23 protein-coding genes are annotated in these 20305 nt (G+C 64.0%); 18 read left to right on the forward strand and 5 right to left on the reverse strand.

The window, feature by feature from the left end; translation table 11 throughout:
• Positions 1–16 precede the first annotated feature (16 nt).
• The 15 genes from fliF to AC07M1_RS08420 are packed head-to-tail and all read left to right on the forward strand — an operon-like array spanning position 17 to position 10148.
• On the forward strand, positions 17–1237 hold the full coding sequence (gene fliF / locus AC07M1_RS08350; RefSeq protein ID WP_495162081.1) for a flagellar basal-body MS-ring/collar protein FliF: 1221 nt from the start codon (positions 17–19) through the stop codon (positions 1235–1237).
• Positions 1221–1565, forward strand: a complete 345-nt coding sequence (locus AC07M1_RS08355) for a hypothetical protein (protein WP_495162082.1) — start codon at positions 1221–1223, stop codon at positions 1563–1565. Before fliF ends, AC07M1_RS08355 begins: the two co-directional genes overlap by 17 nt.
• A complete protein-coding gene (locus AC07M1_RS08360) occupies positions 1562–2215 on the forward strand; it encodes a FliH/SctL family protein (RefSeq protein ID WP_495162083.1) in 654 nt (217 codons plus the stop codon). The genes AC07M1_RS08355 and AC07M1_RS08360 overlap by 4 nt, the downstream gene beginning before the upstream one ends.
• 3 nt (positions 2216–2218) lie before the next feature.
• Complete coding sequence (locus AC07M1_RS08365) at positions 2219–3526, forward strand: FliI/YscN family ATPase (protein WP_495162084.1); 1308 nt, start codon at positions 2219–2221, stop codon at positions 3524–3526.
• Position 3527: 1 nt separating this feature from the next.
• On the forward strand, positions 3528–3977 hold the full coding sequence (locus tag AC07M1_RS08370; RefSeq protein ID WP_495162085.1) for a hypothetical protein: 450 nt from the start codon (positions 3528–3530) through the stop codon (positions 3975–3977).
• Positions 3974–4735 carry a hypothetical protein gene (locus AC07M1_RS08375; RefSeq protein ID WP_495162086.1) on the forward strand — a complete coding sequence of 254 codons (762 nt, stop codon included), beginning with the start codon at positions 3974–3976 and terminating at the stop codon, positions 4733–4735. Before AC07M1_RS08370 ends, AC07M1_RS08375 begins: the two co-directional genes overlap by 4 nt.
• A gap of 1 nt (position 4736) precedes the next feature.
• Complete coding sequence (locus AC07M1_RS08380) at positions 4737–5165, forward strand: flagellar hook assembly protein FlgD (protein ID WP_495162087.1); 429 nt, start codon at positions 4737–4739, stop codon at positions 5163–5165.
• Entirely contained in the window at positions 5166–6350 is a 1185-nt protein-coding gene (locus AC07M1_RS08385) for a flagellar hook-basal body complex protein (RefSeq protein ID WP_495162088.1), read from the forward strand.
• Complete coding sequence (locus AC07M1_RS08390) at positions 6347–7117, forward strand: FliM/FliN family flagellar motor C-terminal domain-containing protein (RefSeq protein WP_495162089.1); 771 nt, start codon at positions 6347–6349, stop codon at positions 7115–7117. The genes AC07M1_RS08385 and AC07M1_RS08390 overlap by 4 nt, the downstream gene beginning before the upstream one ends.
• Before the next feature lie 44 nt (positions 7118–7161).
• The gene (locus AC07M1_RS08395) at positions 7162–7401 is read left to right on the forward strand and encodes a FliM/FliN family flagellar motor switch protein (RefSeq protein ID WP_495162090.1); all 240 of its coding nucleotides are present in this window, start codon (positions 7162–7164) and stop codon (positions 7399–7401) included.
• Complete coding sequence (locus tag AC07M1_RS08400) at positions 7398–7793, forward strand: hypothetical protein (RefSeq protein ID WP_495162091.1); 396 nt, start codon at positions 7398–7400, stop codon at positions 7791–7793. The genes AC07M1_RS08395 and AC07M1_RS08400 overlap by 4 nt, the downstream gene beginning before the upstream one ends.
• Positions 7790–8500, forward strand: a complete 711-nt coding sequence (fliP, locus tag AC07M1_RS08405) for a flagellar type III secretion system pore protein FliP (RefSeq protein ID WP_495162092.1) — start codon at positions 7790–7792, stop codon at positions 8498–8500. The genes AC07M1_RS08400 and fliP overlap by 4 nt, the downstream gene beginning before the upstream one ends.
• On the forward strand, positions 8497–9234 hold the full coding sequence (locus AC07M1_RS08410; RefSeq protein WP_495162093.1) for a sigma-70 family RNA polymerase sigma factor: 738 nt from the start codon (positions 8497–8499) through the stop codon (positions 9232–9234). Before fliP ends, AC07M1_RS08410 begins: the two co-directional genes overlap by 4 nt.
• On the forward strand, positions 9231–9788 hold the full coding sequence (locus AC07M1_RS08415; protein ID WP_495162094.1) for a tetratricopeptide repeat protein: 558 nt from the start codon (positions 9231–9233) through the stop codon (positions 9786–9788). The genes AC07M1_RS08410 and AC07M1_RS08415 overlap by 4 nt, the downstream gene beginning before the upstream one ends.
• Positions 9789–9797: 9 nt before the next feature.
• The gene (locus AC07M1_RS08420; protein ID WP_495162095.1) at positions 9798–10148 is read left to right on the forward strand and encodes a hypothetical protein; all 351 of its coding nucleotides are present in this window, start codon (positions 9798–9800) and stop codon (positions 10146–10148) included.
• Here AC07M1_RS08420 and AC07M1_RS08425 read toward each other — a convergent pair.
• Genes AC07M1_RS08425 through AC07M1_RS08445 form a run of 5 tightly spaced genes read right to left on the reverse strand, consistent with a single transcriptional unit; the run spans position 10145 to position 15424 of the window.
• Entirely contained in the window at positions 10145–11266 is a 1122-nt protein-coding gene (locus tag AC07M1_RS08425; protein WP_495162096.1) for a tetratricopeptide repeat protein, read from the reverse strand. The genes AC07M1_RS08420 and AC07M1_RS08425 overlap by 4 nt on opposite strands.
• Positions 11267–11269: 3 nt before the next feature.
• Positions 11270–13294 carry a flagellar biosynthesis protein FlhA gene (locus AC07M1_RS08430; RefSeq protein ID WP_495162097.1) on the reverse strand — a complete coding sequence of 675 codons (2025 nt, stop codon included), beginning with the start codon at positions 13292–13294 and terminating at the stop codon, positions 11270–11272.
• The gene (locus AC07M1_RS08435) at positions 13294–14385 is read right to left on the reverse strand and encodes an EscU/YscU/HrcU family type III secretion system export apparatus switch protein (RefSeq protein WP_495162098.1); all 1092 of its coding nucleotides are present in this window, start codon (positions 14383–14385) and stop codon (positions 13294–13296) included. Before AC07M1_RS08435 ends, AC07M1_RS08430 begins: the two co-directional genes overlap by 1 nt.
• 1 nt (position 14386) lies before the next feature.
• On the reverse strand, positions 14387–15145 hold the full coding sequence (locus AC07M1_RS08440) for a flagellar biosynthetic protein FliR (RefSeq protein WP_495162099.1): 759 nt from the start codon (positions 15143–15145) through the stop codon (positions 14387–14389).
• A gap of 9 nt (positions 15146–15154) precedes the next feature.
• On the reverse strand, positions 15155–15424 hold the full coding sequence (locus AC07M1_RS08445; protein WP_495162100.1) for a flagellar biosynthetic protein FliQ: 270 nt from the start codon (positions 15422–15424) through the stop codon (positions 15155–15157).
• Positions 15425–15691: 267 nt separating this feature from the next.
• Between AC07M1_RS08445 and AC07M1_RS08450 the strand changes: the two genes are divergently transcribed.
• The 3 genes from AC07M1_RS08450 to AC07M1_RS08460 all read left to right on the forward strand — a co-directional run bounded on the left by AC07M1_RS08450 (position 15692) and on the right by AC07M1_RS08460 (position 20298).
• The gene (locus AC07M1_RS08450) at positions 15692–16225 is read left to right on the forward strand and encodes an RNA polymerase sigma factor (protein WP_495162101.1); all 534 of its coding nucleotides are present in this window, start codon (positions 15692–15694) and stop codon (positions 16223–16225) included.
• Complete coding sequence (locus AC07M1_RS08455; protein WP_495162102.1) at positions 16222–17325, forward strand: FecR family protein; 1104 nt, start codon at positions 16222–16224, stop codon at positions 17323–17325. Before AC07M1_RS08450 ends, AC07M1_RS08455 begins: the two co-directional genes overlap by 4 nt.
• Before the next feature lie 63 nt (positions 17326–17388).
• Entirely contained in the window at positions 17389–20298 is a 2910-nt protein-coding gene (locus AC07M1_RS08460; RefSeq protein WP_495162103.1) for a TonB-dependent receptor, read from the forward strand.
• The last annotated feature ends 7 nt before the right edge of the window (positions 20299–20305 follow it).

Genomic DNA, 20305 nt, shown 5'->3' on the forward strand with positions numbered 1-20305 from the left:
CATGTCAGGAGCGGCGGTGCGCAGGCAGTATCTGGTCTTTGGCGGGGTTCTCGCAGCGATCTGCGTCGCGTTGGGAATCGGCTATTTTCTGTTCCTGCGCGCGGATTATGCGGTTCTGGCGAGCGGGTTGCGGGCGGAGGACGCTTCGGCGATCGTTGCCGAGCTCGACAAGCGCGGCACCGCTTACCGCATTGAGGATGGCGGCGGCACGATACGGGTTCCCGCCGGTGAGGTGGACGCGACTCGGATCGCGATCGCCGGATCCGACGCCGCCGCGCGCGGCCAGATCGGATTCGAGCTCTTCAACAAATCCGACATGGGCCTCACCAACTTCGCCCAGAAGATCAACTATCAGCGCGCGCTCCAGGGTGAATTGGTCCGTACGATCACCGCGATGGAAGGGGTCGATACAGCGCGAGTCCATCTCGGCCTGCCCGAACGAAGCCTGTTTCGTGGAGAACGCGTCGAGCCTTCGGCTGCGGTCACCGTCACGATGAAGCAGGGGCGAATTCCCGATCCGGCTCGTGTCATGGGGATCCAGCGTCTCGTGGCGGCTGCGGTTCCCGATCTGCCTGAAACCAAGGTTGTGGTGTTGGACGGGCAGGGCAGGGTCATCAGTGCGGCCGCCGCCACTCCGGAGATCGCGAACGAGCTCGACGAACGGCAGGCCATACAGGCCTATTATGTGGCGCGCGCGCGCTCGGCGATCGAGCCGGTTCTGGGCGCGGACAAGTTCAATGTTCGCGCCATTGTACAAACCCAAGGAGCCGCGGCGGTCCTTCCTGCGACTGCGGGCGGCGACAATGGCGCGCCGCGTGGTTTCGCGCTGCGTATCCTGATCATTACCCCGACCGCTATCGTCGCCGAAGAGCAGGCCGCTATCCGCGATGCGATTACGCAGTCGATCAAGGCGGACGCCGGCCGGGGTGATAGCATCGAGTTCGAGACCGGGCCGTTGACGACGCCTGTGGCGATGGCAACGCCGCCCCTGCCGCCTCGCGCCGTACCCTCCGCCGAATTCGGGCCCGTGATCCAGGACGCTGGCGCGCCACCCGCATCGGCTTCCATCTCAAGCTGGCTGTGGATCCCGCTTCTGGCAGGCGCCATCGCCATCGCCATCCTGCTTGTGCTGCGTCGCCGGACCCAGATGTCCGGTGCCGAACATGAAGCCTTTGCCGCAAAGCTGCAACGCCAGCTCGCGCTCACCGAGGAGCCGGGTGATGCTCAGCACGGATGAACCGATCATCTTGCTCATCGAGAAACTCGATGCGCTGCCAAGGGGCGATCGCGCGGCGATTCTCAAACGTTTGTCCCCGCGTCAGCGTGAGCGGATCGCGTCCTTGCGGGCGGGGCATCGCGTACCTTCGCCGAGTGGATTTTCGCAACAACTGGCGGAACGGATTGAGCAGATTGACAGCGACCAGTCGCCGTTGACGCCAATGGCCCGTGACGCGCTGAGGCGGGCGATCACCACGGACGCACCTGCACCGAGGCGATCGGCGGCACGGGGTTCGTCGCTTGCGGATGCTGCGGCTGGCCTGCTCAGAAATCGGACTCGACAGTGACCGGGCTGCTCTCTGCAGCGAAGGCGGATGAGGTGCGGGCCTTTGCCGGGGTCAGGCCGCCCCCCGAACCGTCCGTGCACCCGCTCGAAGCGGAATGTGCCGCGCTGCGGCGAGAGCTGGCTGAAGCGGGCGCCGCGATCACGGACTTCAAACGCGAGTCCGCGCTAGCGGTCGAAGCCGCGCGGGAGGAGGGGCTGAAGGAAGGTCGGGCGCAAGCCCAGGACCGCGAAGCCGAACGGCTCACTGCGCTGGGCGCGGCACTAAAGACCGCCATAGGTCTGTTCGAACAAAGATTGGATGGCCTCGACCGGTTGGCTGCCGAGTTGGCACACTCCGCCTTGGAAAGATTGCTGGGCGACTCCGATTCCCGCAGCGCGATGAGCGCGTCGTTCATCACCCGGCAGGTTCAAGAACTCAAGCGTGCGAAGGTCCTGCGGGCGCGTGTGAGCGGCGCGGATTTCGGGGACGAAGCCGCACTCGCTGAGCTTGTCGCACGACTGCAGGCGAGCGGCACCGGCGTTGACGTGGTACACGATCCGACCCTGAAGACCGGGCAGGCCCGGCTCGAATGCGCGCTTGGCCAAGCCGATCTCGATCTCGCAACGCAGTGGCAGTCGCTGGCTTCGTTGCTGCGTGACATGGCGAGATAGCGGATGGAGCATCCCTTCGTCACCCGTCTGCGCGATGCTGAACTCGTGGCACCGCATGGCCGTGTCGCCGCGATCGCGTCGACCCACGTTCGCGCAACCGGCCCCGCATGCACGTTGGGAGACGTGTGCGAGATCGAGGAGCGGGACAACGAATGGAGCATTCTGGCTCAGGTTGCGGCGATCGACACTACAGGCATCACGCTCGTTCCGCTTGAACATGGAAGCTCGGTCCAGCTCGAAGCGAGGGTCCGTGTCCGTAGTGGTGGAGAGCGAGTGGCCGTGGGCGAGTCCTTTGCCGGACGCGCAATCGACGCGGTCGGACGACCGCTTGATGGCAAGGGGCCAATCCGTCCAGAACGCTTTGCGCGTTCGAGCGGAACGATGTTGCCGCCACTTGCGCGTTCGACGCCCGCACGCCTCTTTCCTACCGGGATTCGCGCTATCGACGGGCTACTTACCCTTGGTGCGGGGCAACGGATCGGCATTTTCGCGGCGAGCGGGGTCGGCAAGACAAGTCTGATCGAGCAGATCGCCGCTCAGTCGGCGTGCGACCATTGCATCCTCTGCCTTGTCGGCGAACGCGGTCGCGAGGTCGAGGGCATGTGGCGCATGCTCGGCGATCAGCGCGGCGCGCCGGTAACGCTGGTGGCGGCGACATCGGATGAAAGCCCCAGCTTACGCGCGCGTGCTGTCGACACCGCGCTTTGCCTGGCGGAAGACTGGCGGGATCAGGGCCGCGACGTCCTGCTCATTCTCGATTCCGCGACACGTTACGCCATGGCGCTGCGCGAGATCGGTCTCGCGGCGGGGGAGCCGCCAACCGTCCGCGCCTATACCCCAGGCGTATTCGCGGCGTTGCCGCGTATCGTCGAACGCTGTGGTGCGCGCGCGGATGGCGGGTCGATCACCGCGATCATGACCGTGCTCAGTGAAACCGACGATGTTGACGATCCGATCGTTGAGACGATGAAGTCGCTGCTCGACGGCCATATCATTCTGTCTCGGACGCTAGCCGAGCGGGGGCATTTCCCCGCGATTGATGTCAGCCGCAGCATTAGCCGGCTTGCCGACCGGTTCATGACGCGAGAGCATGGTGCGGCCGCCCGAAGCGCCGTCGCTGCATTCGGAATCTACGACGAATCGCGCATCCTGATCGAAAGCGGCATGTACAAGGCCGGCGCGAGCCGTGAGGTCGATCAGGCCATAGAGTGCCGTGACCGGCTGCTTTCCTATCTGCGGCAGGAACGGAACGAGCATGCTGAGCTTGCGGCAACGGTCGCCGGCCTCGTTGCGGCGACGGCGGGGAGGTAACGTGGCCGGATCCGCCGATTTCCTCAACCTTCAACGGCTCGCAATGCTTTGCGAAGCACAGCATCGGCTGGCTCAGCAAGCCGAGGCGGAAGCGCGGCGCGAGGCAAGTGCGGCGGAGCGTCGACGCGCCCAGAGCGAAACGGCGGTGAACGAAGCGCAGCAAGATTGGCGGGGCGCCATGGAGACGACCGACCTGGGCCCCGATCTGGCGAGTGCACTGGGTGACCGGTTGGTCGGTTGTGCGGCATCCCTGGGGATCGCCGTCGATCAGGAGAATGAAGCCTGCCGCCTTTTGGCCGAACGGGAAGAGGCACGACAGGTGGCGCGAGCGAATGTGCAGCAAACCGAGGAGGTTGTTTCCGGGTACCTCCGCAAGTTGCGGCGCAAGCGCGATGAACGGGCGCTTGCGAGGATCGAGGACCGGATCGCGTATCAGGAGCGGCTAGCATGATTGATCAGTTTCCGGCCTCTCCCCGCGTCGAAAAGGCCCCGCCGCCGCGAGACGAACGAAGAGCCGATGTGGAATCTGACAGATTCCAGGCGCTGCTGGCCGGCGTGGCGGGCACCGGGCCAAAGCTGCCGGTGATGCCCGATGGGTCGCCGCCGCCCGAAAGCGCACATCCGATTCCTGACCAGGCCAGGATTTTCAACCAGAATGGATTCTTCGCTGCGCCGCAGGATAGCGCGGTTTCTCTGCCCACAACGGCTGATCCGGTGGCCTCTGACCTACCTGAATTCAGCGTAGGTGAATCCACGAATTCCATATCGCGCGCGCCGTCGTTCAATGAGCCTCATTTGGAGGTATTCCTGGGGATCCTGCCCGGACGCGGCTCGTCCGCGAACCGGGTGCCAGTATCCGCCAGAACGCCTCACCGAACTTTCGACAGTACCATCTTGAGTGTGCCGGATGGTGCGGTGCCAGTCGCGGAATTTCAGGCCGGATCATTATCCGAGCCGGAAACCGAAGCCGCCCCGGCGCAATCGACACGAACGCGGTTCCACGATGTCCGTGCGCTGTCTTCGCTACACGTCGCCATTCGCGACATCGAACAGGGGATGCGGATTCTGGTCACGGCCCAGGCGTTGAGTGTGGAGGAGCGACAGCGGCTGGCCGATGAAATCGCGGCGCTCCTTTCACGTCACGGGCTGGTGCCGCGCGACGTGCGCGTCGCGGGTCCGGCGCATGTTCATAATTCGGGGAAGAGGTGACATGCAGGTTGGTGCCATCGATGCTCAGGCGCAGCAGCCGGCTGCCGGAAACGCGGCGACGAACGCTTTCGGACTGAGTTTCGACGCGTTGCTCAAGATCATCCTGACACAGCTGACCTATCAGGATCCGCTGAAGCCGATGGACAATTTTGAGTTCGTTTCGCAGCTCGCCCAATTCTCTCAGATTCAGCAGGCGCAGACGATGAATGATCGTCTTGAGGCGCTGGTCTCGGCGCAGGCGACCAATCAGGCGACGGGGCTGTTGGGTCGTGAGGTCGACGTGCCGGCTGGAAATGCGACGCTTTCGGGGAAGGTCACCGCCGTCGCATTTCAGAGCGGCGCGCCGACCGTGACGATTCAGACCAGCGACGGGCGAACCATCAGCGGACTCGCCATCGGAAGCATTACCCAGGTGAGGGAGAAGAAGTAGATGTTCGGCGCGATCTATGTGGGTCTCAGCGGGCTCAACGCCTATTCGAACGGGCTGAAACAAGTCAGCAACAATGTCACCAACCTCAACACGTCGGGGTTCAAGGGGCAAACGGTCACGTTCGAGAATTACGCTGGCAGAAGCGATCAGGGCGGACTGTCCTTCTCACTTGAGGGCCAAGCCACTGGCGGTGGCGTCGGTACCGGAAAGTCGCAGATCGACCTGCGCCAGGGAGAGCTTCGCCAGACGGACCGCGACCTTGACCTGACGGTCGACGGTACCGGCTTCCTCGTGCTCTTCGACGGCAACGAGATGCTCTACGCGACGACGGGGAGCTTCAGCATCGACAAGGAGGGGTTCATCGTCCTTACCGGTACTCAATATCGCCTGGCGACCCTCGATAGCTCGAACCAGCCGGTCGCGCTTTCGATCGATGTTTCGCGGACGAGCGCGCCGAAGAAGACGACGACCGTCAAGTTCACCAACAACCTCTCCTCGACCGCGACCACCGCATACAGCGTCAGCAACATCAAGGTGCATGACCCCAGCGGGACGACGCATGTGTGGAAGGCACAGTTCGAGAAGGATACGGCGGCCGGCGCGGGGAACTGGAAAGTGACCGTCACCAACGACAAGGGAACCCTGTCGGTCACCAAGGCGCTGAAGTTCGTCAATGGGATCGTCGACCCGACAACGGCGCGCTTCGACATCGCCGACACCAACGCCGGATTGTCCGTGACCTTCGACTTTTCGAGCGGCGTCACATCCTATTCGGGTGCCGACGTATCGACACTCGGGACCGCGTCGATCGACGGCTATCCCACCGGTGCGCTGACGAGCGTCGGGGTCAACGCTCAGGGACAAATCGAACTGGGCTATTCGAACGAGCAAAAAGTACAAATGGGTGCAGTCGCCATCGCCGACTTCCGTGATCCGCAGGTGCTCGAGCAGAAGGGCGCTGGCCTGTTCGGAAAGATCGGTAGCGGGCAGGTTGAATTCATGTCGAGCACAGACGCCCGCGTCGGGCAGGTCGTCGGCAAACGGCTCGAGGCCTCGAACGTCGACCTGTCACGTCAGTTCGGTGACCTCATCCTGATCCAGCGCGGTTTCCAGGCCTCCTCACAGATTGTGAGCGTGTCCAACGACATGATCCAGCAGCTCTTCGGGATTCGTGGCCAGGGATGAGCGAGGCGAGATCCTGGCTCCCGCCCGGCACTAACTTCGGGAAGGTCGATCAGCGCATAGACGGTGTCGTGCGGGAATGGTCGCGCGCGTGGTTTGGTGACGATGATGTCGTGGTTTCCGCCGGCGTGCGGGGCGCGGTTTGGAACGCTGCGAAGCCACAATCGTGCGCCCGCGGCGCCTGGCTCGTCATCCCGGAGGAATCAGGGCGGGCGATGGCGAGGCGGGCGCTGCACATGGATGCGCTCGGACAGGAGGGCGAGGCCGATCAAGCTGTGCTCGGCGCGATCGGTGAGGAATGCCGCGCCGCGTTGCGTGGGGCTCTGGTCAGGGACCTCGAGCTGGAAAGCACGACGACCGCGGATTCCGCCGGAGCGACGCTGGCGCTCGCGGCCGGCGCCGGCTGGACAATCGATTGCGGACGTACATCCGTTCGCCTGGCATTCGTCATGTCCGAGGCTGAAAGAATCGCGTTGCTGCAGCGGTTGCTTCCACCGGCTTCGTCCAGGTCGAATCTGGTTTCCCCCGGGTTGGCCCTGGCGCCATTTGAAATCGAACTGGCGGCACGCCTTGGATCCTGCGCGATTACGCTAGCCGAGCTCAGATCGCTTTCGCCCGGTGACGTGTTGGTACTCGATCGCGACCTTTCCGCATCCTTGCCGTTGACCGTCAATCGCGCAGCGGCTCCCGGGGGCACCTGTACTGTCGCGCGCGAAGCCGACAGCCTCCACCTCGAAATCACCGCACCCATCATCGGAAGAAACCCGTGACCAAAAATGTAGCGTCCAGCGTATCCGCAGACCAGTCAGGGCGAGTGAGCGCCAAGATCATCGAGAATGTGGGGGTCGAGCTTGAGGCTCTTCTCGGCACCGCCCGCCTTACCGTCGCTGAACTAGCGGCGCTTCAACCGGGTGACGCGGTCACGCTCGACACCGTGCTGAACGAGACCGTCGAGCTCAGACTGGGTGACGCGTTGGTTGCACGCGGCGAACTCGTGGCTGTCGGAGAGAAGTTCGGCGTGCGCCTCACCGAGATTGCCCAATGGCCCGAATGAAGCGCTGGCGTGACGCGGCCGGCTTCACTGCGTTCCTGCTTTGGAGCGGCCCCGCCTGCGCCAACGCGCCGCGCCTAGGGGGAGGGGGCGGACTCGATCTCTCGCTGACCCGCATCGTGATTTCGCTGCTGCTCTGCCTGGGCATAGCCGTGTCGGTCATAATCCTGCTGAAGCGCAACGGCGGTCGCGTTGACCCGGCTCTGCTGCGAGGCCTACTGAGGAGAGGGCCGGCTGGCGTTCAGCGCATACAAGTCATCGAGTCCCGCCGGATTAGCGCGCATGCGGACCTCTGTCTGGTCCGCTGTGACGAGACAGAATATGTCGTGCTCTGCTCGGCCCAGCAGCAGCAACTGCTGCGCGAACAACCTGTACTTCGAAGCGCCGACGCATGAATCGGCGGCTTGCGGTGGCATTGGCGGGAACATTGCTGCTTGTGGCCGGGCCGGCCGCCGCGGCACCGGCAGGCGCCGGTATCGGGACGGACGCGGTGCGCACGATGCTCGTCCTCACGATGCTGGCGGTGGTGCCGGCAATCGTCGTCAGCATGACGAGCTTCATCCGGATCGTCGTCGTCCTTTCGATGGTTCGTCACGCGTTCGGCATGCCTGAGACACCGCCCAATCCGGTCCTTGTCGCTCTGGCGCTGTTTCTGACGGCGTTCACGATGTCGCCGACGCTCGACGCATTGAATACGCGAGCGCTGCAACCGCTGATGGCTGGAACGATCACGGTCGAGCAGGCAATGGAACGCGGCAGTGCGCCGCTGCGCGATTTCATGCTCGCACAGACACGCGACGAGGATATCGAGGCGATCTATGCCATTGCGAAGGCGCCACTCCCTGAACGGCCCGAGCAGGTCGAACTGCTCAAGCTGGCTCCCGCCTTCATCCTCAACGAGCTGCGCGTGGCCTTTACCATCGGCTTTGTCATCCTGCTTCCTTTCCTGCTGATCGACCTGGTGGTCGCAAGCATCCTGCTCGCGCTTGGCATGATGATGGTTCCGCCCGCGACGATCGCATTGCCGATCAAGATCCTGATGTTCGTCCTGATCGACGGTTGGGGTCTGATCCTGCGAGGGGTTCTTGGCAGCTTTCGATGAAACGCCAGCGCATCACCGGCCTTGCGCTCATCGAAGTGCCGCCTCGCGTCGAGGCTGCGCTATGGCGGCGGCTGCGGTACGAGGCGGATTTCGGCTGTCGTGAGACGATCTTCATGCGCTATCGGGCCCTGGCACGCAGCATCGCACGCCAGAACCGGCGCCGAGCGATCAATGGTGCTGATGCGGGCGATGTCGAGCATTTCGCTTATGAGGGCCTGCTTCAGGCGATCGACCGCTATGATCCGTTACGCGGCATCCCATTCGGCGCATTCGCCAGACGCAGGATAACCGGAAGCATTGCCGACGGCGTGGTCGGTTATAGTGAGGTTGCGGCGCAAAACCGGCAACGCAGCCGTGCGGTTCGCGAACGGCTCAAAGCGCTGGGTGGAGAGGCGGCCGGCGAACCCGACGCGCTTCAAGCGCTATCGTCTCTGGTCTCGGGGCTGGCGATCGGGATCCTGCTCGAAGATACCGGCCTGGTCGCCCCGGACGGCGGTGCCGACTTCCGCGCGAATGTGTATGAAACGCTTGCGATGCGCGAGCTCCAAGCGGTGTTACGCGATGAGATTGCCCGCCTGCCGCGCCGTGAGGCGATGATCGTGCGTCTGCACTATGAGGATGGTGTGAGCTTCACGCATATTGCCGAACTACTTCAACTCTCCAAGGGTAGGGTTTCCCAACTTCACGGAGCCGCTCTGGCAAAGCTGAAGCGACGAATGAGGAATGTGACATGATCGGCAATTGCCCCGACGACGAAATTACGGCGCTGATGACTGTCCTCGGCAGCGGCGCAGAGGATGCGTTCGCGCAGCTTGAAGGGTTGCTCTCGCGCTATTCCGGCGACGCGCGGCTGCATTTTCTACGCGGCTCGCTACTGATCGGCGCGGGGCGCGCGATCGAGGCGCATGCGGCTCTAAGCGAGGCGGTGGCCCTTGCCCCCGACTATGCGCTCGCCCGTTTTCAGCTCGGCTTCTTTGAATTGACCTCGGGCGAGCCAGCGCGTGCGCGTCGAACCTGGGAACCGCTCAACGAGCAACTGGCGCCTGACCATTATCTGTCGCGGTTCGCGGACGGGTTGCGTGAACTGATCGACGATCATTTCGAAGCTGCAATCGCTCGTTTGGAAGCTGGAATTGCGGCCAACGACGAGAATCCGCCACTGAACGGCGATATGCAACTTATCATTACGGAATGCCGCAAGCAGCTCGGTTCGCATGAGGCTGACGACGAGGCGTCCGCTGCTTCGCTGCTGCTCGGCCAGTTCGCGGCACCTGGCACGACGCACTAGGCCCGCGCCGTGACCCGTATCGGACAGGCGGAGCAGATCCTGCTCCTGCTGCGTGAGCAGTTGCGGTTGGCAAGTGAAGGCCGCGTGCGGACCAGCGGCACAAAAGCGGGGGCGGAGAAACTGGCCGAGCAGCGGCCACTCGATCGCGCACGCGCGCTGGCGTCGCTCGACGCGATCGACCCCGAGGAGCGCAAACGCCTCATCGTGAGAACGCTACTGCTCGAGGAGTTTGGCGATCAGGCGGGCGCCGATCCGGCCTTTACGACGCTGGTCGATCGGGTGCTGGCGCTGGTCCACGATACGCCGGGCGGCGATGAACTGATCGATCGCGCGATCCGGCAGCTCGGCGGGCAATACTAGCCCGACCGCGCACCGAGTCGCGCGAACGACTGGGCGAGCGTGCGGCCGCTCGCATCGAGTGGTGTCGCAAGCGCCGCTTCAAAGATTCGTCGGGATTTCTCGGTGTCACCCGAGCCCGCGGCCAGCAGCATCTCGGCAAATGCTGCCGAAAAACTCGCGCGGTCCAGTCGTCGTGCGACCGCAATACGTCGTCGCGCGCTGTCGATATCACCGCCCAGAACATCGAGCGCGGCCAGCGATCCGTGCGATTCCGCAAAGCTGTCATCCAGCGCCAGCGCATGCTCGAACCGCGTTCGCGCGGTTGCGAGGTCGCCCGCCGTGAAATGCGCCCAGCCGGCGGCAATCCACGAGCCCAGATGAGTCTCGAACAACTCGGCGCCACGATCGAGATCGGCGGCGGCGCCGACCTGATCAGCGTCGATCAATCTCGAAAGGCCCTGGCCGATCAAGGCACGGGGCGATTTGGGATCGCGCTCCAGCGCCTGTGCGAACAACCTGCGGGCAAGCTCACTATCCTCGGTTTCGAGCGCAAGCGTGCCGAGGGTAGTGAGGGCCTCAGGATGGTCGCCGGCTTTGCCCGCACACTGTGCGGCAAGCGCGGTATCTTCAATATCGATCGCGAGGGTCGCGACCGCCGCATTAAGGCCGCGATGCTCGGGATGAAGTTCCAGAAGCGCGCGAGCGCGCGCTTCGGCAGCTTCGAAGTCGCCCAACTCATGCCGAAGGCGAACCTCAAGTTCGGCCGCCTGGGGCAGTGCCGCTGCCGTGGTTTCGTCGAGGAAGGACAGGGCTTCGTCCGACTGTTTCTCCATCGCGAGTGACCAGGCAAGGTTGAAACGGATCGCTGGCGCACCTTCGCCCGCATCGAACATCCCGCGATACTGTTCAGCAGCACCGGACCAATCCTGCCGGCGCATCGCCGCTAGGCCCTTGAGATAGGACGCGCGCGGTTCACCGATATCCCGGCTCTTCAGCAGCGCATCCGCCTCGCCGAGCCGATCTTCCGCGATCGCGGCCTCGATCGCATCGCCCGCGAGATTGGGGTTGTCGGGATCCTGCTCGAGAAATGCGATCAGCCGATCGAAGCGGCTTTCGGAATGTCCGTCGATTGCTTGCATGACTTACCCTTCCAGACGGACGACGTCGAATGACTTGAGGTTGATACGCATCGGTATTTCGCCGACCGACAGGATCGACAATTTGGGAATGCTCCGGCGCGTGAGCGACCGCAAGTGGCGGCGCGTCTCGCCACCGCACAGCAGCACCGGGGCGCGGCCCTGGCGGAACATTTCCTCCGAGAGCGGCATGAGTTTGCGGATGATCTGCTCGGCAAGTTTGGGCTCGACCGCGATGCCGGAACGGCCGGCATTGGTGCTGATGCTGGTCGCGATCTGATTCTCGACCCTGGGATCAAGGCTGAGCACGGCCAGGTCATTGTGACGCCCGCGCAGCTGATTGCAGATCGCGTAGCTCATTCGCTGTCGGATCAGTTCGGTCAGTTCCGCCGGATCCTTCTGCGTCCGCGCAAGATCGACAAGATGTTCGACGATCAGGTCGAAATTGGCGATCGAGATACCTTCGCCAACTAGATTCTGAAGCACCCGCTGCACATCTGAAACGGTGAGCGTGTTTGGTAGCAACTCTTCGACCAACCCGGGTTGGCGCGAGCGCACGCCATCCAGCAATGCCGCGACGGCGGCTCGAGTGAGCAGGGCGCTCGCTTCGGTCCGTGCGATGTCGGTGAAATGCGTCATCAGCACCGTGACGGGATCGACGATCGTATGGCCGGCTGCACGGGCTGCTTCCGCGTTCTCCTCCTTGATCCAGGTTGCCGGCAGGCCAAAGGCGGGATCTTGGGCCTTGATGCCGTCAAGGGAGGCACGGCTCTCCTTGGAGGATATGGCGAGTACGCGGTCGGAATGGATCTCGGCCGCGCCGTAACGCGATCCGAAGAGGCGAATCTCATATTCATCGCTGCCCAGACCATCACCTTCCAGTAGTTGAACGACAGGAAGCTGCATCCCGAACTCCTGCTCATGCGCGCGCCGGACTCCGGCGATGCGTTCGAGGATCAACGGCTCCTGTTCACGCCAGGCTTCGCGCAATGTGGCACCCAGCCTGATTTCGAGCGGTGCGACCGCAGACGTTGCAGCGGGGTCGTCCAGCGGCGCGGACTCCGACACCGGATTGGTGAACGCCCCACGGCGACGGCCTCGCCACCAGACACCGAACCCGATCATCGCAATGAGCGCGATCGGCCATTTCGGCATGCCGGGCATGAGCAGCAGCGCAAGCAGGACGGCTGCGACGATCAGCGGGATCCGGGGTTCGGACGACAGCTGCTTGAACACTTCCGTGCTGAGCTTGTTGTCGGCCGCGGAGCGTGTGACGATGATGCCGGTGGCGATCGAAATGATGAGCGCCGGAAGCTGCGTCGCGATGCCGTCGCCGATGGTGAGCAGCGTGAAGCGATGCAGCGCCTCGCCCCAGTCCATTCCCATCTGGGTAACGCCGACGATCCAGCCGGCGATGATGTTGATCAGCAGGATGATGATCCCGGCGATCGCGTCGCCCTTCACGAACTTCGACGCGCCGTCCATCGCGCCATAGAAGCTCGCCTCCTTCTCGAGCTCTTCGCGGCGGCGGATTGCTTCCTTCTGGTCGATCAGGCCCATGTTGAGATCGGCGTCGATGCTCATCTGCTGACCGGGCATCGAATCCAGCGTGAAGCGCGCGGCGACTTCGGACACGCGCTGCGCGCCGCTGGTCACGACGACATATTGGACGACCACCAGAATCGCGAAGACGACGAGGCCAACCACGAAATTGCCCTGCACCGCGAATTCGCCGATCGATCCGATCACCTCGCCCGCGTCCGCCCCGGTAAGGATGAGGCGGGTCGCCGCGACGTTCAGCGAGAGGCGAAACAGCGTGGCCACCAGCAGCAGCGACGGGAACGTCGAAAAATCGACTGGCTTCGCCACATAGAAGGTCAGCAGCATGATCGACAGGCCAAGACCGAAATTGAGGATGATCGCCAGATCGAGCAACGCCGGCGGGATCGGCGCGAACAGGATCACCAGGATCGCGATCGTGGCGCCGACCAGCACCAGATCCTTGTTGTTGTCGTAGAAGCGCTGGAACATCACTCGACCGGACCTTCAGGAGGTTGGGCAGCGGCCTCGCGCCGCAGCTGGATATAGAGTTCGGCGACCGCCTCGTAGTTCGCGGGCGGGATTTCCCGGCCCGACGTCGCGTGGCGATAGAGTGCGCGGGCAAGTTCGGGGCGGCGCAGCACCGGGATACCAAGTCGCGCGGCTTCGGCCCTGAGCGCTAGCGCCATCCGGTTGCGGCCCTTGGCCGAAACGGTCGGTGCCATCATAGAATCCACGTCATACCGTAGCGCCACTGCGAAATGCTCGGGGTTGATGATCAGCATGTCCGATCCGGGCAAGTTGCCCGTACCCTGACTCTGGCTTGCATATTCCCGGTGAAGCTGTTTGCGTTTTTGGCGGATGCGGGGATCGCCTTCGCGTTCCTTATGCTCGCGGGTCACCTCGCGATGGCTCATGCGCATCTGCTTGGTGAACTCACCGCGCACCAGGATCTGATCGAGGATCGCGAAGCACACCGCGATCGCGATGAAGACCAGCGCCAGCCGCATGCCCGCCGCGGCGAGCACTCCGGCTAGCCGCTCGCCCTCGCCAGACGCGATCGCATAGCGTTCGATCGCGTCGGCGACGATCAACCACAATGCGACGCCATAGACCGCGGCCTTGAGCAGCGTTTTCAGCGTCTCCTTGAGCAGCCGCATCGAGAATAGCCGTTTCAATCCCTGCGCGGGGTTGAGCCGGGTGAAATCAGGCTTCAATGGATGAGTTGAGAAGATGAAGCCCCGAAGCTGGATGAGTTCGAGCAGCACCACGACCGCCATCACCGTTCCACCGAGCAGCAGCAATGGCTGGAGCATCGTCCAATAGGTCATGCCGATCAGCTCGCCCGCCTGTTGCGGGTCTGCTGCGCGATCGATCCCCGCAGCGAAAGTGAGCCGGGTCATGTCGGCGATGCGAGCGGCGAAATCGTCACCGGCGATTGCGATGAAGGCGGCAAACGCGATCAGGCTGCCAAGAAAGCCCAGTTCGACACTGCGTGCGACCATGCCCCGCTCGCGCGCTTGGCGTAGCTTGTACGGAGTCGGCGCTTCGCTGCGATCCTGATCCTGTTGCTCGCCCGCCATGTCAGAGGATCCGCGGTGCGGTTTCGAGTGCGAGACGCAGGAGCCGCACGAACAAGGCCCCCGACAACGGCAGCGCAAGTGGCAGCGCAACCAGTGTCGCGATCGCCTTCACCTGGAAGCCGAGCAACAGCACGTTCATCTGCGGCATGGTGCGCGAGAGGAACGCAATGGCCAGATCGAGCAGAAACAGCACAAGCAGCACGAGCCCCGCCAGCCCGATCGCGAGCAGGAATACCGCGCCCATATAGTCGATCAGCACGCCTGGATCGGCGCCGGCCATCGCCGCTACGCCAAGCGGCACACGATCGACCGACGCGGCCCAGATCGCCAGGAGGTCCGCTGGGCCGCCGATCGCGAAGAAAATCGCCGCGCCGAGATAGGCGAAGACCGTGCCGACCAGCGGCATCTGTGAGCGGGTCGCGGGATCGACCAGCACAGCGAGGCCAAAGCCCGCCTGAATGTCGATCGTGCGGCCGGCGACCAGCAGCGCCGCGAAGGCGAGTTGCAATGCAAGCGCCAGCGAGATGCCAAGCAGCAACTCATTCAAGATGACGACCGGCAGGCCCGCGCCCCAGAAATCGGACTGCCAGGTCGCAGCGGGGTTTCCCGCCACCAGCCAAGCTGCCAGGCTGATCGACAGCATCAGCCGAATACTGGCGGGAACACGCAAGAGCGTGAAGGGCTGCGCAAAGGCGAGCGTGGGCGCGATTCGCAGGCTCACGAGAAGGGTGGCGACGATCTGATCGGTGAAATCGTCCACGCTGCGGATTCAGGCGGCGAGCGAGGGGATGGACAGATAGAGCGCGCGAGCGAAATCGGTGACGCGCGAGATCATCCATGGGCCGAGCAGGATCAGCAGCAAGGCGGCGGTGAGCAGCTTGGGCACATAGCTTAGCGTCACTTCCTGCAACTGGGTCGCGACCTGGAGTACGCTGACCGCGAGCCCGACCAACAGCGTGGCGATCAGCACTGGTCCGCCCACGACCATGCAGTTCCACAACATGTCGTTGAGCAGATTGAGTGCGCGGTCAGCTTCCACGCTTGTCCCCCGATGACGCAAGTCAACAGACGAATCCCCCTGATTCGTCCCGGACTATCCTAAAATGGGACAGGAAAGGGGCAAGGGGAATCGGCGAGAAAATCGTGGAAAGCCGTGAACGTTGCGCGCCGCATCGAGCGCCGCGGCAGAGCAAGCTACCATATTCGTGGCGTATCCGAAACGTTGGCGGACGGTTGCGGTTCTTGGCATAACCTGGATTGCGAAGCCGTTTGAACCGTTGCAGCCTCGCGCGCGAGGCGAGATGGAATGACTGACGCGAACCCAAGACCATTTTCGGACCGTGGCGACGTGTCGCTCCAGACGCTCGACGCGCGGTTCCGCGCGTCGCTCAGCCGCTATTTCTCGCGCCGCATCCGCGACCGTGGCGAGATCGAGGATCTGATCCAGGAGGTGTTCCTGCGGCTCGCCAAGCGCGGGACCCTCGACGACATCGACAAGGTCGGCGGTTATGTGTTCGAAACCGCGAGCAGCGTGCTGACCGATCGACTGCGCCGCCGCCGCAGCCGGTTCGAGACGGAACACGAAACCTTTGACGGCCAGCAACATGGCGATGTGGATTTTTCGCCCGAGCGCGTCCTACTGGGCAGGGAGGCGTTGGTGCATGCCACCGCCGCGCTCCTCGAACTGCCTGAACGGACGCGAATGGTCTTCGTGATGCGACGCCTGGAAGGGATGCGATACCTCGACATCGCCGCGCGGCTGGGCATCTCGGTCAGCGCGGTCGAGAAGCATATGACGCGCGCCATGGCGCATCTGGTTCAGCGGATGGGCGACCAATGATCTCGCTCGCGCGCACCAATCCGACGCTGGGCATGAGCCCGGACGAGGCTGCGATCTATTGGGTGCTGCAGCACGACCGGGGTGACCTGACGCCGGCCGAGCAAGCCAGCTTCGACGCCTGGCTCGCGGCGAGCGACACCCATGTCCGCGCCTTTCGCAAGGCCAATGGCGTGTGGGACGTGTTCGACCAGGCTGACGCCGATCCGCATCTGACCGCCCTGCGCCAGGCGGCACTCGCCACCAAGCCCGCACGCCGCCGCTGGATCCCGGCGGTGGGGGCGGGGTTGGCGGCCAGTCTTGCCGCGGCGGCGGTACTGCTTCCCGGGCAACTTCAGGTCGCCAGTGGCCCGGGGCAAGCGCCCGGCAATGAGGTTGCTGCTGCCAGCGCGCCTCAGCCGGCGGCGATCCGCTTCTCGACCGCAAAGGGCGAGCGTCGCACCGTCCAGCTGCCCGATGGCACGCGGGTAACCCTCAACACCGACACTGCGGTGGCACTCGCGTACACCCCGAACAGTCGCCTCGTCCGATTGACCCGAGGGCAGGCGCTATTTGAGGTGGCGAAGGATGCCAGTCGGCCGTTCACGGTCGAGGCGGCGGGCCGCAGGGTGACCGCGCTTGGCACCGTTTTCGAAGTCCGTCTCGATCCTGGCCGGATGAAGGTGGTGCTGGTCGAGGGCCGCGTCGTGGTCGATCGCGCTTCCTCCTCGTCGGAGCTCGCCGATCCCGCGCCGACCCTGCTCAAGCCGGGTCAGGCGCTGGTGGCGGAGCTGGGCGTACCGCAGCGCGTCGCGGCGGTCGATGTCGGCAGCGAGCTGATGTGGCGCGAGGGCTATGTGTCGCTCGAAGACGCGCCACTCGCGACGGCGGCCGCCGAGATGAGCCGCTATACCGCGACTTCGATCCGCGTGCTCGACGATGAAACGGGCCGGATGCGGATCAGCGGCGTGTTCCGCACGGGGGATGCCGATCGCTTCACGGGGCTGGTTCGCGAGCTGCTTCCCGTCCGCGTCGAGCGGCTTGCAGATGGCAGCATGGTGATCGCGCGAGCATCGCCGACAACGTCGGACAAAAAAACTTCGGCGACCGATGTGGAAAACTGAATAGCGCACGTCCTCCCCTTTTGAAGACTGGTGGAAACCAGCTTGAAAAGGGAGGGGAACCACATGCGTCACAATCGCCGTCGTCAATCCGCGCTTCACCTGCTGGCCTTTGTCAGTCTCGCGCCGCTGGCAGTGGTGGTCGCGCCGGCTGCGGCTCAGGCGGCGGTGCGCGCGCCGGTCCAGCTTGAGGCGCAGAGCCTGTCGTCGGCGCTGACCCAGCTTGGCCGTCAGACCCGGACCGAGATCATCTTCAATCCCACGCTGGTGCGCGGCAAGCACGCGGCCGCGCTCAAGGGCAATTATTCGGTGGTCGAGGCGATCGATCGGCTGCTTGCCGGCCATGGCCTGCGCGCCCGCGCCGCTTCGGGCGGCGCGTTCGTGATTGAGCCGACGGCCGCACGGCCGCAGCAGACTTCGGCCGTCGCACCCGACACGATCGACGAAGCGCCGACTAGCGATCAGGCGGAGGGTGAAGTCGTCGTCACCGGCACGCTGCTGCGTGGCGTCGCGCCGACCGGCACCAATGTGGTGAGCGTTAAGCGTGAGGAGATCGTCGCCAGCGGCGCGGCCTCGGCGAACGACCTGCTCGCCTCGATCCCCCAGGTGGGTAATTTCAACACCGTGCCCAGCGGCAGCGGTGACATGTCGATCCCGATCGTGCGGCCCAATATCCGTAATCTCGGTGCTTCGGGCGGTACCACCACGCTGGTGCTGATGAACGGCAAGCGCATGGTCGGCGCGGGCGTGCTCCAGACCTCGGTCGATCCGTCGATCGTTCCGCCCGATCTGATCGATCGGGTCGAAGTGGTGCCCGATGGCGGTTCGGCGATCTACGGTTCTGACGCGATCGGCGGCGTCATCAACTTCATCACCCGCAAGCGCTTCGACGGGATCGGCGCCAATGTGCGCTACGGCATCGCTGACGATTACAAGTCGGTCGACGGCAATCTGACCGTCGGCAAGGATTGGGGCAGCGGGTCGATCTTCGCCTCGTACAGCTATGCCTGGCATGACAATATCCTGGGCATCGACCGTGATTATGTGCGCGCCGATCATACCGCGCGCGGCGGGCAGGATTTTCGCGCGACGACCTGTTCGCCGGGAAACTTCACGGTGGGCGGCATCAGCTATGCCGCGCCCGGCCTGGCGCCCAACACGGTCAACAAGTGTGACACGACCGACTATGCCGACATCTATCCGCGTGAAGAACGCCACTCGGTCTTCGCCGGCCTGACCCAGGCTCTCAGCGACAGCGTCGATTTCCAGGCAACCGCCTATTGGTCGCGCCGCGATACGACGCGGCTGAATGCTACGCCGGGGTTCACCGGCACGATGGTCTTCACCAACCCCTATTTCCGCCCGATCGGCTTTTCGCCGGTGCAGAGCGTCGCCATCTCCTTCGCCGACGCGTTCGGCGAGAGCATGAAGAGCCGCGCGCGCTTCGACAGCTGGGGCGTGTCGCCCAGCCTCTCGATCGACCTGAGCGATCGGTGGCAACTGCGTACCGAGGCGAATTACGGCAGCAGCTATTCGCTGATCCGCGAGCCGACCATCAACGCGATCGCTGCGACGGCCGCGCTCGCCGGTACTTCGCTGGCGACCGCGCTCAATCCCTATGATCCGGGCGCGAGCAACCCCGCGGTACTCGCCGCGATCCGCGACTTCGAGAATTACGGCCAGGCCGATCAGGAGATGTTCCAGACGCGCGCGATCCTCGACGGACGCGTCGCGACGATCGGCGGTGGCGACATTCGGCTGGCCGTCGGCGCCGAGTATTTCTTCGAGAAGCTCGATTCGATCGCCTCGTTCGATCGCCGCAACGTCTTCACCAACGCTATGGCGTCGGTGACCAGCCGCAATGTGAAATCGGTGTTCGCCGAAGCGCTGATCCCGTTGGTGGGGCCGGGAAACGGCATGCCGGGCCTTCGCGCTCTTCAGATCTCGGGTTCGATCCGGCATGACAGCTATGACGATGTCGGCGGCTCGACCAACCCGAAGGTCGGCGTCAACTACAAGCCGTTCGACGACCTGCTGATCCGCGGCAATTACGGCACCTCGTTCCACGCGCCGAGCCTAGCGGACACGACGAGCCTCTCTGACGCGCGCGCGCAGATCCTGTTGTTCAGCCCGTTTCGGGCGCCGGGCGGCTCGCCGCTCGATATCCTTCGCCCGACGATCATCCTGGCGGGCGGGAACGCCAACCTGAAGCCTGAGAAGGCCAAGACGTGGTCGGTTGGCTTCGACTGGACGCCCAAGGCGGTTCAGGGCCTTGTGGTGAGCGCGACCTATTATAATGTCCGTTTTACCGATGCGATTTCGGTGCCGCCGTTCCTGTCGCCGGTCTTCTTCACCGACCCGGGTTATCGCAGCTTCTACATCACCAATCCGACGCTGGCGCAGGTAAAGGCGCTGGTGGGTAGCAGGCCGCTCAACGGAGCGCCCAGCCTCGACAGCCTCTATTTCGGCACGTCGCCCTATGTGATCATGGACGCGCGCCGCACCAATCTGGGCGCGATCCATACCGATGGGATCGACTTTAACCTCGCCTATCTGCGCCAGACGGGGTTCGGATCGGTCAATGCCAGCATCGCCGGCACCTATACGCTCAACCGCAAGACCCAAGCGGTTCAGGGCGCGGGTTTCGACGATAACCTCAAGAACGGGACCGGACGTCTGAGCTTCACCGCCGCGTTGGGGGCGAAGGTCGGCGATTTCACGGCGCGCGCGGCACTGAACCATCGCGGCGGCTATCCGATGCTGGGCGTTGCGCCCCAGACGCGGGTGAGCAGCTTCAACACCGTCGATCTGTTCTTCGCCTATGATCTGGGCGGTGCGCTCAAGAACTCGATGCTGACGATCAACGTCGACAATGTGTTCGATCAGGACCCGCCCTATCTCAACAGCTCGACCGGCTACACCAACGGTTTCTCGCTGGGTCGGCTGGTCTCGTTCGGCGTCCGAACCAAATTCTAGAGGCCTA

This window comes from Sphingomonas sp. GW821-FHT10C01, assembly GCF_059415525.1.